General features: G+C 65.6%; 12 protein-coding genes. 5 read left to right on the top strand and 7 right to left on the bottom strand.

Annotated elements, in window-relative coordinates:
* The first annotated feature begins 18 nt into the window (after window positions 1–18).
* Window positions 19–936, top strand: a complete 918-nt coding sequence (locus ACX17K_RS08860) for a LysR family transcriptional regulator (RefSeq protein ID WP_493774503.1) — start codon at window positions 19–21, stop codon at window positions 934–936.
* Between the two features lie 435 nt (window positions 937–1,371).
* Window positions 1,372–2,859 (top strand): dipeptide/tripeptide permease DtpA, encoded by a 1,488-nt coding sequence (gene dtpA, locus ACX17K_RS08855; protein ID WP_231162199.1) that lies wholly within the window; start codon window positions 1,372–1,374, stop codon window positions 2,857–2,859.
* 54 nt (window positions 2,860–2,913) lie between these two features.
* On the opposite strand, the gene ACX17K_RS08850 is transcribed toward dtpA, so the two are convergent.
* Window positions 2,914–3,606 carry an MOSC domain-containing protein gene (locus ACX17K_RS08850; protein WP_493774502.1) on the bottom strand — a complete coding sequence of 231 codons (693 nt, stop codon included), beginning with the start codon at window positions 3,604–3,606 and terminating at the stop codon, window positions 2,914–2,916.
* The gene (locus ACX17K_RS08845) at window positions 3,603–4,310 is read right to left on the bottom strand and encodes an alanyl-tRNA editing protein (RefSeq protein ID WP_493774501.1); all 708 of its coding nucleotides are present in this window, start codon (window positions 4,308–4,310) and stop codon (window positions 3,603–3,605) included. Before ACX17K_RS08845 ends, ACX17K_RS08850 begins: the two co-directional genes overlap by 4 nt.
* Window positions 4,311–4,464: 154 nt before the next feature.
* On the opposite strand from ACX17K_RS08845, the gene ACX17K_RS08840 reads away from it, so the two are divergent.
* The gene (locus ACX17K_RS08840; protein WP_493774500.1) at window positions 4,465–5,142 is read left to right on the top strand and encodes a pseudouridine synthase; all 678 of its coding nucleotides are present in this window, start codon (window positions 4,465–4,467) and stop codon (window positions 5,140–5,142) included.
* Between the two features lie 67 nt (window positions 5,143–5,209).
* Here ACX17K_RS08840 and queF read toward each other — a convergent pair whose 3' ends face one another.
* Window positions 5,210–6,043: an NADPH-dependent 7-cyano-7-deazaguanine reductase QueF gene (gene queF, locus ACX17K_RS08835; RefSeq protein WP_493774499.1), complete on the bottom strand. Its 834-nt coding sequence runs from the start codon at window positions 6,041–6,043 to the stop codon at window positions 5,210–5,212.
* A gap of 46 nt (window positions 6,044–6,089) precedes the next feature.
* On the bottom strand, window positions 6,090–7,625 hold the full coding sequence (gene murJ / locus ACX17K_RS08830) for a murein biosynthesis integral membrane protein MurJ (RefSeq protein ID WP_493774498.1): 1,536 nt from the start codon (window positions 7,623–7,625) through the stop codon (window positions 6,090–6,092).
* Window positions 7,626–7,754: 129 nt separating this feature from the next.
* Between murJ and rpsT the strand changes: the two genes are divergently transcribed.
* Window positions 7,755–8,018, top strand: a complete 264-nt coding sequence (rpsT, locus tag ACX17K_RS08825; protein ID WP_046155534.1) for a 30S ribosomal protein S20 — start codon at window positions 7,755–7,757, stop codon at window positions 8,016–8,018.
* 175 nt (window positions 8,019–8,193) lie between these two features.
* Window positions 8,194–8,892 carry a glutamine amidotransferase gene (locus tag ACX17K_RS08820; RefSeq protein ID WP_493774497.1) on the top strand — a complete coding sequence of 233 codons (699 nt, stop codon included), beginning with the start codon at window positions 8,194–8,196 and terminating at the stop codon, window positions 8,890–8,892.
* 152 nt (window positions 8,893–9,044) lie between these two features.
* Here the strand turns inward: ACX17K_RS08820 and ACX17K_RS08815 are convergent, their stop codons facing one another.
* Genes ACX17K_RS08815 through fabI form a run of 3 tightly spaced genes read right to left on the bottom strand, consistent with a single transcriptional unit; the run spans window position 9,045 to window position 11,936 of the window.
* A complete protein-coding gene (locus tag ACX17K_RS08815) occupies window positions 9,045–10,196 on the bottom strand; it encodes an acetate/propionate family kinase (protein ID WP_493774496.1) in 1,152 nt (383 codons plus the stop codon).
* On the bottom strand, window positions 10,193–11,128 hold the full coding sequence (locus ACX17K_RS08810; RefSeq protein WP_493774495.1) for a phosphate acetyltransferase: 936 nt from the start codon (window positions 11,126–11,128) through the stop codon (window positions 10,193–10,195). Before ACX17K_RS08810 ends, ACX17K_RS08815 begins: the two co-directional genes overlap by 4 nt.
* 10 nt (window positions 11,129–11,138) lie before the next feature.
* Window positions 11,139–11,936 (bottom strand): enoyl-ACP reductase FabI, encoded by a 798-nt coding sequence (gene fabI, locus ACX17K_RS08805; protein ID WP_493774494.1) that lies wholly within the window; start codon window positions 11,934–11,936, stop codon window positions 11,139–11,141.
* Between the last annotated feature and the right edge of the window lie 78 nt (window positions 11,937–12,014).

The raw sequence follows: 12,014 nt of genomic DNA, 5'->3' as shown, positions 1-12,014 counted from the left end.
CAAGCAACGGGAGTGGCCGTGTCGATCAATCTGCGTCACGTCGAGGTATTCCGGGCGGTGATGACCAGCGGCAGCGTCAGCGGCGCCGCGCGGTTGCTGCATACCTCGCAGCCTACCGTCAGCCGCGAGCTGGCGCGTTGCGAGCAGCTATTGGGCTTGGCTCTGTTCGAGCGCGGCCACGGCCGGCTGCGGCCCACCCAGCAGGCGCTGCAATTGTTCACTGAAGTGGAGCGCAGCTTTGTCGGCCTGGAACGCATCGTCGCCAGCGCGGACGCGATTCGCCAGTTCGCCGGCGGCCAGCTGGCCATCGCCTGCCTGCCGGTGTTCGCGCAGGCCTTGCTGCCGGCGGCCTGCGCCGACTTCGTCGCCGATTTTCCCGACGTGGGAGTGGACATCAGCCCGCAGGAGTCGCCGTGGCTGGAGGAATGGTTGTCCGCGCAGCGCTTCGACCTGGGCCTGACTGAGCAGCAGCAGGCCCCGGCCGGCTGCCTGGCGCAGCCCCTATGGCAGGGGGACGAGCTGTGCGTGCTGCCGGCGGGGCATCCGCTGGCGGAAAAGCGCAGGCTGGACGCGCGCGATTTCGACGGCCTGTCCTTCATCAGCCTGGCCGCCAGCGACAGCTACCGGCAGCAGGTGGACGCCTGGTTCGCGCGCGAAGGCGTGGCGCGGCGGCTGCAGTTGTCCAGCCATAGCGCGGCCTCGGTCTGCGAGATGGTGAGGCTGGGCCTGGGGGTGGCCATCGTCAATCCTTTGACGGCGCTGGCCGAGGCGGGAAGAGGGGTGGCGGTAAGGCCGCTGGCCGAGGCCATTCCATTTTCGGTGCAGCTGGTGTTGCCGCAGTTCCGCCCGGCGTCGCCGTTGCCGCTGCGTTTCGTCGATGCCTTGCGTCGGCGGGGAGGCGAGCTGGACCGCAGGCTGGCGGCTTTGTGTAGATGAGGGCTGGAGTTGGCGGAGAATAGATGTTGGTTTGATATAAAAGCAATTATATTGCTTAAATATGTCAATGGATTGTATTTATTCTTTTAATAATCGATTTAGCAGCATTCTGATTTGTAAAATACTGTCGCATTCTCGAATCCCGTCCTTGCCATGCGGGTATTTGCCCCTGATTTCTTCTCCCCGCATTGACAGGTCCGACTACTTCGTTCATCAATAGTTCCTGAACGCTATCTTTCATAGAGCAAAAGCGCTATTTGTCGTGCTTTTTCGAATGATGGCAAGAGTTTGCCTTATTTTTCAGTAGTGACCACTGTCTGTCTCACCCTGGCGTGACTGGCGATGGCCGGCGCCGCGGGTGTCTGTCTTTCCGTCATTCCGCCATGCAGGATTTTTTCCCGGGTCCGCGGCAGTTCTGATTACAAGGAACCCATAATGACGTCGTCTGCGCTCAATCCCTTGCGCCAGCCCAAGCCGTTTTACCTGATCTTCTCGATCGAATTCTGGGAGCGTTTCGGCTTCTACGGCCTGCAGGGCATCCTGGCCGTCTACCTGGTGAAGGCCCTGGGCCTGCGCGAGGCCGACTCCTTCACGCTGTTTTCGTCCTTCATCGCGCTGGTGTTCGGCCTGATCGCCGTCGGCGGCTGGCTGGGCGACAAGGTGCTGGGCACCAAGCGCACCATTCTGCTGGGCGCGCTGGTGCTGACCGCAGGCTATGCGATGGTGACCGCGTCGGCCGACCACATCAGCTTGCTCTACCTGGGCATGGGCACCATCGCGGTGGGCAACGGCCTGTTCAAGGCCAACCCGTCGTCGCTGCTGTCCAAGTGCTACGAGGAGAACGATCCCCGCCTGGACGGCGCCTTCACCATGTACTACATGGCGATCAATATCGGTTCGCTGCTGTCGATGCTGGCCACGCCGTGGCTGGCCGACCGTTTCGGTTACGCCCATGCTTTCGCGCTGTCGGTGGTGGGCATGCTGATCACCGTCGTCAACTTCGTTTTCATGCAGGGCTGGGTCAAGGATTACGGCTCCGACGCCGATTTCCGCACGCCCAAGCTGTCCACCTGGCTGGCGGTGCTGGCCGGCATCGTCGTCGCCTGCGGCGCGGCCGCGCTGCTGCTGAAGCACGAGATCATCGCCAATGTGGTGCTGGCCGTGCTGTCCATCGGCGTGGTGGGTCTGTACGTCAAGGAAACGCTGCTGCTGAAGGGCGCGGAGCGCAAGAAGATGATCGTGGCCGCCATCCTGATGCTGCAGGCGACCGTGTTCTTCGTGCTGTACAACCAGATGCCGCTGTCGCTGAACTTCTTCGCCATCCACAATACCGAGCACACGCTGTTCGGCATCCCGGTGCAGCCGGAGCAGTTCCAGTCGCTGAATCCGTTCTGGATCATGCTGGCCAGCCCGCTGCTGGCGGTCTGCTACAACAAGCTGGGCAACCGCCTGCCGATGCCGCACAAGTTCGCGATCGGCATGGTGCTGTGCGCCGCCGCCTTTCTGGTGCTGCCGCTGGGCGCCAAGTACGCCAACGCCCAGGGCCTGGTGTCGTCCAACTGGATGGTGCTGAGCTATCTGCTGCAGAGCGTGGGCGAGTTGCTGATTTCCGGCCTGGGCCTGGCGATGGTGGCGCAACTGGTGCCGCAGCGTCTGATGGGATTCATCATGGGCGCATGGTTTCTGACCTCGGCCGCGTCGTCGGTGATCGCCGGCTGGGTGGCGGGCCTGACCGCCGCGCCGGACAACGTCACCAGCCCGCTGGCCACGCTGGAGATCTATAGCCGCGTGTTCACCCAGATCGGCGTGGTGACCGGCGCGATCGCGATCGTGACCATCATCATCGCGCCGTGGCTGCACCGGATGACGCTGGACGAGAAGCCGGAGCATCCGGAGCACGAAATGGCGCTGGACGCCCGCTGAGCGCGGCATCCGCCAAATAGCAACGGGGACCGATTCGGTCCCCGTTTTGCTTGCCTAGCCGTCCAGCCGGCGGCTCCAGTCTTCCAGCTGTCCGCTTTCCAGCCTTTTCTCGATCAGCTGCCGCCAGGACTCCACCAGCGGCAGCCGGGCGATCTCCAGCAGCAACGCCCGCTCCAGGCCGCGGCGGTAGAAGACATCGGCCAGCCGCGCCAGCGTCCACTCCGGATGCGGGCGCGCCAGCAGGCGGATGTCGTCGCCGGCGCCGACGTCGCCCTCGCGCAGCACCCGGCAGTACCAGCCGGTGCGGCCGCTGTCCTGCAAGCGTTTGGCCATGTCGCGCTGGTCGAAGCGGTGATTGAGCTTCCAGCAAGGCTGGCGGCCCTGGGAGATCTCCAGCACCGCGGAGCCGATTGCCAATTGGTCGCCCAAGCACAGCGTGGCCTCGTCCATGCCCAGCGTGCTCAGGTTTTCGCCGAAGCCGCCGGGTTGCTCCAGCGCCGGACGCGGGCCGATTTCGTCGCGCCAGCGGGTGTAATGCTCGAAGGCGTACAGATGCACTGCCTTGTGCGGGCCGCCGTGGTAGCGCGGATCGCCTTGCTCGTCGCCAGCCAGGCCCAGCGCGCCCACGGATGCGCGTCCAGCCAGCGGCTGCTTGGCGATGGCGCTGACCGCGCCGGGGCGGGCGAAGGGCACGGCTTTGCCGGTCAATACCGCCAGCACGCTGCCGATGACGGTTTCCCGGCTCATTCCGCCAGCTCCACCACCACCCGCTTGTTGCGCGCCCCCTTGCTCTCTATCTTCTTCACCCGCACCCGGCCCACTTCGCCGGTGCGCGCGACATGGGTGCCGCCGCAGGGCTGCAGATCCACCCCCTCCACCTCGATCAGCCGGATCTCCGGCAGGTGCAAGGGCGGCGTCACCGACATGGTGCGGATCAGCTCGGGCTGCGCCTTCAGCGCTTCGCCGCTGGTCATTTTCACGACGAGGGGCAGGTCGGCCGCCACCAGCCGGTTCAGCTCGGCCTCGATATGCTCCTTGTCCAGCTCCATGCCTTCCGGCAGCGCGAAGTCCAGCCGGCCCGATTCCGCAGTCATATTGCCGCCGGTGACGCCGGCCTTGATCACCACGCCCAGCAAATGCAGACAGGTGTGGATGCGCATGTGGCGGTAGCGGCGCTCCCAGTCCAGCTCCAGCGTCACTTCCGCGCCGGGCGCGAGGCGGGTGTCGCCTTCGGTCTGGTGCAGGATGGCGCGGGTGTCGCGGTCGCGGCGGGTGTCAGCGATGCGCAGCATGGCGCCGTCGGCCAGCGTCAGCGTGGCGCTGTCGCCGGGCTGGCCGCCGCCCAGGGGATAGCACAGCGTGTCTTCCAGCGTCAGGCCGGCGTCGTCGTGGCTGAGCACGCGGGTGGCCAGGCGGGTCTGGTAGGGGTCTTGATAGAATCGTTCCGTCATGATGCGTCCTTTGTCGTCTTGTCTGAACAGGGTGATGGCTGCCGGGCGGGATTTCAAGTGACAGCGCCGCGGAGAAAAGACGGTAACAGCTTGTGGCGCAAGGCTTTAACGCCGATAATCGCCGCCAAATCGTTTTTCTTAAAAGCCGTTTTCAATGCAAAGACACAATCTGGAACACTACAACCCGCCGCCGGACACCGGCCTTTCCGTGATCTACGCCGACAGCTGCCTCCTGGTGCTGGACAAGCCCAGCGGCCTGTTGTCGGTGCCGGGACGAGGCGAGGACAAGGCCGACTGCCTGATCAGCCGCGCGCAGAAGGTCTACCCGGACGCGCTGACCGTGCACCGCCTGGACATGGACACCTCCGGCCTGGTGGTGATGGGCCGCGGCCCGGAGATGCAGCGCGCCTTGTCCATCGCCTTCATGGACCGCAAGGTGAAGAAGCGCTACATCGCGGTAGTGGACGGCATCGTGGAGAGCAATAGCGGCACGGTGGATCTGCCGCTGATCATCGATTGGCCGAACCGGCCGCGGCAGAAGGTGGATTTCGACGAGGGCAAGGAAGCCATTACCCATTACCGGGTGATTCTGCGCGACACCGGCCGCAACATCAGCCGGATGGAGTTGGATCCGCAAACCGGCCGCGCCCACCAACTGCGCATGCACATGCTGAACCTGGAATCCGGCCACCCCATCCTCGGCGACGACATCTACGCGCCGCCGGAGGCGCAGGCCAAGGCCGACCGCCTGCTGCTGCACGCGTCGAGGCTGGTGTTGCGCCACCCGGTGACTTTCGAGGAGATGGAATTCGAGGCGCCGGCGCCGTTCTGAGGCCGGGCCTGGTCCGCAAAAAAGGGATGCTCTTTGGCATCCCTTTTGTTTTGGCCGGCCGGGCCGCTTACTGCCGCGCGGCGCGGACGTTGTCCGTCGGCGCGGCGTCCGCATTGCTGCGCCACGGATTGATGTCCAGGCCGCCGCGGCGAGTGTAGCGGGCGTAGACGGTGAGCTTCTCTGGCGCGCAGGCGCGCAGCACGTCGACGAAGATGCGTTCCACGCATTGCTCGTGGAATTCATTGTGCTGGCGGAAGCCGATCAGATATCTCAGCAGCGCCTCGCGGTCGATCTTCGGCCCAGTGTAGCGGATGGATACGCTGCCCCAGTCCGGCTGGCCGGTGACCAGGCAGTTGGATTTCAAAAGATTGCTGCACAGGGTTTCGCTGACGATGTCGGCGGCGTCGGCCTTGAGAACCTCAGGGCAGGGCGCGTAGTGGTCGACCTCGATGTCCAGCTCGTCGATGTACTCGCCTGCCAGTTCGCGTACCTGTTCGGCGGCGAAGGCCTGCGGCAGCGCGATGGAGACCGAAACCTCCGCGCCGGCGGCTGCGGACAGGTCGCGCGCCAGTTGGGCTGAGAGGGCGTCGACGCCGTCCATCCGCGTCTGGTTGTAGCTGTTCAGGTAGAGCTTGAACGACTTGGACTCGATCAGCCTGGGGCTGGCCGCCGGGATGCGGAAGGTGGCGATGCCGACCTGCGGCTTGCCGCGGGCATTGAGCCAGGACAGCTCGAAGCCGGTCCAGATGTCGACGCCGGCGAAGGGCAGCGCGGCTTCATCCACGCCGATCTCGTCGCGCTTGGTCTTGCGCGCGATCGGGAACAGCAGGGAGGGATCGTACTGGTCCTGGTAGCTGACGGTCTTGCCCAACGGCGAATGTTCGGGGGTGAGATGGCTCATGGTTGCGACTTTCTAACCGAATGCTGATGAATCATAGGCTGGCGGCTCAATGCTCGCGGCGCATGAACTGGCGCGGGCGGAAACCCAGCGCGAACAAGGCGGCGAAGTAGACCGTCGCGCCGACGCCGACCAGCAACAGCAGCCACAGCGCGCGCTGCCAGGCGTGGCCGTGCCAGTCTATCGGCAGCCACTGCAGGCAGGCCAGCAGCGCGGCGGCCATCGCCGCGATGGCGACGAACAATTTGGCGAGGAAGGGCTTCCAGCCGGCCTCCGGCCGGTAGATGCCGCGCTTTTGCAGCGTGTGCATCAACAGGCCGGCGTTGATGCAGGAGGCGAGGCCGATCGACAGCGCCAGGCCGGCGTGCTTCAGCGGAAACACGAAGGCCAGGTTCATCACCTGGGTGATGACCAGGGTGGTCACTGCGATGCGGACCGGGGTCTTGATGTCCTGGCGCGCGTAAAAGCCCGGCGCCAGCACTTTGACCAGGATCAGGCCCAGGAGGCCAAACGAATAGGCGATCACTGCCTGCTGCGACATCAGCGCGTCGTGAGGCGTGAATTTGCCGTACATGAACATGGTGTACAGCAGCGGGCCGGACAGCAGGCCCAGGCCAACGGTGGCCGGCACCGCGAGCAGCAGCGACAGCCGGATGCCCCAGTCCAGCAGCACGCTGAACTCGGCGTCGGACTTGCTGGCCGCGTGTTTGGACAAGGACGGCAGCAGGATGGTGCCGAGCGCCACGCCCAGCACGCCGGATGGGAATTCCATCAGCCGGTCGGCGTAATACATCCACGACACGCTGCCGGTGGGCAGGAAGGAGGCGAAGGTGGAGTTGATCAAGAGGGAGATCTGCGCAACCGACACGCCGAAGATCGCCGGCCCCATCTGCCGAATCACCCGCCAGACTTCCGGGTCGCGGAAGGCCAGGATGGGCCGGGCCAGCATGCCGATCTGCTTGAGGAAAGGCAGTTGCCACACCAATTGGATCAGGCCGCCGACGAACACCGCCCACGCCATCGCCATGATGGGCGGATGGAAGTAATGGGTGAAGCACAGCGCGAACACGATGAAGCTGAGGTTCAGGAAGGTGGGCGTGAAAGCAGGGATCGAGAATTTGCCCCAACTGTTCAGGATGCTGCCGGTCATCGACGACAGCGAGATGAAGAATATATAGGGGAAAGACACGCGCAGGATGTCGGCGAACAGCGCGGCCTTGGCCGGCTCGCGGTAGAAGCCGGGCGCCGAGATCCACATGATGGCCGGCGCGGCCAGCATGCCTATCGCCGTCACCAGCAGCAGCACCGAGCCCAGCACGCCGGTCACCTTGGCGACGAACTCGCGCGTTTCCTCATGGGTCTTGTTCTGCTTGTACTCGCCGAGGATGGGCACGAAAGCCTGCGAGAACGCGCCTTCGGCGAACAGCCGGCGCAGCATGTTGGGAATTTTGAAGGCGGCGTTGAAGGCGTCGGCGGCCATGCCGGCGCCGAAGATGCGGGCGACCAGGGTGTCGCGCACCAGGCCGAGGACGCGGGACACCATGGTCATGCTGCTGACTGCAGCCAGGGCCTTGAGCAGGTTCATTTTGGTTTGACGGCCGATACTGGGCGGATTGAGCAAGCCCGCTAGTTTACGCTGGCGGGTTTATTGTTGCAAAACCTGAGTTTAGGGCTTAGAATCGCGGGTTTCAGATTCCGCTATCAGGAGAAATTCATGGCTAACAGCGCACAAGCTCGCAAGCGTGCACGCACAGCCCTTAAGCAGCGCGCGCACAACGCCAGCCTGCGTACTGCGTTCCGTACCGCAGTGAAGAAAGTGCTCAAGGCTATCGAAGCCGGTGACAAGGCCGCCGCTCGCGTGGTGTTCCAGACTTCCGAAAAAGTGATCGACCGCATCGCTGACAAGGGCGTGTTCCACAAGAACAAGGCTGCTCGTCACAAGAGCCGTCTGTCCGCCCAGATCAAGGCCATGGCCTAATCGATCGACAGCCCAGGCTGCAAGAATACGCAAAGGCTCCGCATCGCGGGGCCTTTTGTGTATCCGCGCCCCCGTCGCAGCGATGCGGCGGGGGCGTTGTCCTTTCCCGCGTCGACAAGGGCAAGGGGCTTATGCATACTCGATGAATCCGCACGCAGAAACGGGAGCGCCGCCGATGAAAACCGCCATTGCGATCCGCCATGTCGCGTTCGAGGACCTGGGGTCCTTGCGCCGCCAGTTGGAAATGCGCGGCTACCGCATCGAATACCGCGAGGCCGGCGTGGACCGGCTGGACAGCCCGGCGCTGGAGCAGGCCGATCTGCTGGTGGTGCTGGGCGGCCCGATAGGCGTCGGCGACGACGATCTGTATCCGTTTCTCCAGCAGGAGCGGCTGCTGCTGGAGCAGAGGCTGAGGCGGCGCCGGCCGACCTTGGGCATCTGCCTGGGGGCGCAATTGATGGCGAGCGCGCTCGGCGCGCCGGTGGCGCCGATGGGGCATAAGGAAATCGGCTACGCGCCGCTGCGTCTGACCGATGCCGGCCAAGCGTCGCCGCTGGCGCCGCTGGCCGACGCGCCGGTGCTGCACTGGCATGGCGACCAGTTCGCCATTCCCGACGGCGCGCAGTGCCTGGCGGGCAGCGAGCTGTGTCCGAACCAGGCTTTCGCCGTCGAGGATTACGCGCTTGGCTTGCAATTCCATCCGGAAGTGGAGCCGGCGCAGCTGGAACGCTGGCTGATCGGCCACAGCGGAGAGCTGGCGGCGGCGGGCATCGACCCGCGCGATTTGCGCGAGCAGAACCGGCGGCACGGCGAGGCTATGCCCGCGCTGGCCGCCCAGGTGCTTACCCGCTGGCTGAGCGCCGCCGAGGCCTGAGCCTGAAGGTTTGACGCTGGTTCAAAGTCTCGCCAGCGCAGGCGGGGCTAGGAGAAAACGGCCGGGGAGGCGGAGCGCGCATGCGCTCCCCGGGTATTCTGCAGCCGTTTGCAACGCCGCATCGCCGATGCGCGGGGCCAGCGAACCGCTTCTTAGAGCAGGCGCGCCGCCTGGCGGGCCATCTCGCCTTCCTCGTCGGTGGGCAGCACATAGGCCGGCAGACGGCTGCCGGCGGCGGTGAGCCGGCGCGCGTGGGCGAGGTTGGCCGCGTGGTCCAGCTCGAATCCCAGCCAGGACAACTGCTGCAATATCCTGGCCCTCACTTCCGCCGAGTGCTCGCCGATGCCGGCGGTGAAGATCAGCGCGTCCAGGCCGCGCATCGCCGCGGCCAGGCTGGCGGCTTCCCGCGCGGCGCGGTAGCAGAACAGCTCCACCGCCTCGCGGGCCTCCGGCAGTTCGCTGTCCAGCAGCTCGCGCATGTCGGCGGACACGCCCGACACGCCCAGCAGGCCGGAGTTTTTGTACAGCTCGCGCCGCACGTCCTTCACCCCCATGCCTTCATGCTCCTGCCAGTACAGGATCACCTCCGGGTCGATATAGCCGGGCCGGCTGCCCATCATCAGGCCGTCCACCGCCGAGAATCCCATGCTGGACGCCACGCTCTTGCCGGACTCGATCGCGCAGGCGCTGGCGCCGCTGCCGAGGTGGCAGACCACCACCTTGCCGTGGGCCAGGCCGATTTCCGGCAGCCGCCGCGCGATGGCGGCGTAGGACAGGCCGTGGAAGCCGTAGCGGCGCACGCCCTCGTCGTGCCAGTGGCGTGCGATGCCGAAGCGGGTGGCCACCGTCGGCTGGGTGGCGTGGAAGGCGGTGTCGAAGCAGGCGATTTGCGGCAGTTGCGAATCTATCCGGCTGAAGGCGTCTATCACCGCCAGGCTGACCGGCTGGTGCAGCGGCGCCAGCGCGATGTAGTCGTCCAGCGCCGCCCGGGTGTCGGCATCCACTAGCGTCGGTTGGCGGAAGCGGCTGCCGCCATGCACCACGCGGTGCGCCACCGCCCGCGCCTCCAGGCCCTGGTCGGCCAGGCCGTTCAGCGCCGCCGCCAGCGCGGTGTCGTGGGCGGCGTCGGCCAGGCCGCGCTCGGCCAGCTTCTGGCCGTTGGCGTCGGCCAGCGAGAACAGGGCTTCGCGGCTGCCGAAGCGGTCCACCATGCCGCGCGCCAGCAGCGTCTGGCCGTCCAGCGAAAACGCGCGGAACTTCAGCGTGGCGGAGCCGGCGTTGATTGCCAACAGGCAACGGTTCATGAACGTCCTCCCTGGCGGCGCTTCTGGTGAGCCAGCAGGCTGGCGATGGCGCTGGAGGCCAGACGGCCGCTGGCGTCGTCGGCGCGGCTGGTCAGCACCATCGGCACGCGGGCGCCCATCACGATGCCGGCGGAGGCGGCCTGGGCGAGGTAGGTCAGCTGCTTGCCCAGCATATTGCCGGCCTCCAGGTCCGGCACCAGCAGGATGTCGGGATCGCCGGCCACCGGCGAGACGATGCCCTTGCTCTCGGCGGCTTCCTTGGAGATGGCGTTGTCGAAGGCCAGCGGGCCGTCGAGGATGGCGCCGGTGATCTGGCCGCGGTCGGCCATCTTGCACAGCGCGGCGGCGTCCAGCGTCGAGCGCATGTCGGGGTTGATGGTTTCCACCGCGGCCAGGATGGCCACCTTGGGGCAGGGGATGCCGAGCGCGTGGGTGAGGTCGATGGCGTTCTGGCAGATGTCGCGCTTGGTGATCAGGTCCGGCTCGATATTGACCGCCGCGTCGGTGATGAACAGGTAGCGCGGATAGCTTTCCACCTTCATCACCCAGATGTGGCTGATGCGGCGGTCGGTGCGGATGCCGGTGTCGCGCGCCAGAGCGGCGCTCATGAATTCGTCGGTGTGCAGGCTGCCCTTCATCAGGATGTCGGCGTAGCCGTCGCGGGCCAGCTGCACCGCGCGGGCGGCGGCGGCGTGGCTGTGCTCGACGTCCAGGCATTCAAAGCGCCGGAGGTCCACTTCCAGTTCGTCGGCCAGCTTCTGCAGCCGCGCCAGGGGCGCGACCAGGATGGGGGTGGCGATGCCGTTGTCGGCGGCCTCCACCGCGCCCAGCAGGGATTCGCGGCTGCAGGGGTGAGCCACCGCCATCGGCAGCGCGCCCAACTGGCGAGCCTGTTGCAGGATGTCGTCGAATGCGTGGGTATCGTGAATCATGCCGCTCTCCTCAAGCCTTGATGTGGTGTCCGCCGTCTACGTAGATGGTCTGGCCGGTCAGGCCGCTGGCGGCGTCGGAAATCAGGAAGGCGCAGGTCATGCCTACTTCCTCTATCTCCACCAGGCGATTTTGCGGCGCGCGGGCGATGGCGTCCTCGATCAACTGGTCGAAATGCGCGATGCCGGAGGCGGCGCGCGTTTTCAGCGGGCCGGGCGACACCGCGTGCACGCGGATGCGCTTGGGGCCGAGCTCGTTGGCCAGATAGCGCGACACGCTTTCCAGCGCTGCCTTGACCGGACCCATGATGTTGTAGTTTTCCACGACTTTGTCGGCGCCGTAATAGCTCATCGTGATCAGGCTGCCGCCGCGCTTCATCAGCGGCTCGGCCAACCGCGCCATCTCGATGAAGGAGTAGCACGACACCCGCATCGCCTGCTGGAAGCCGGCCAGCGAACAGTCGGTGACGCGGCCGTGCAAGTCTTCCATCGGGCAATAGGCGATGGAGTGGATGATGAAGTCCAGCCCGCCCCAGTGCTTTTCTATCTCGGCGAACACGCTCTCCAGCTGGCCGGCTTGCTCCACGTCCAGCGGCAGCACCAGCTTGGCCTGCAAAGCTTCGGCCAGCGGCCGCACGTATTTCTCGGCCTTGGCGTTGAGGTAGGTGACCGCGCACTCCGCGCCCAGCTGATGCAGCACAGTGGCGCAGCCGTAGGCGATGCTGTCTTCGTTGGCGATGCCGACGATGAGCCCCCTCTTGCCGGCGAGAATGTTGCGTATGCTTTCCATCTGACCTTCTTGGTAAACCATTTGGACCTCCGGGATAGCGTTGCAGGGCGGTGTTGCAGCAGAATGAGTAAAAGTGGTTTTTGTATTGCCGTTTCAGTC

It is taken from the genome of Chromobacterium sp. INPA-IVC (assembly GCF_059047085.1).
Note: the sequence above shows the minus strand (reverse complement) of the source record. Positions and strands in the feature narration are given on the sequence as shown.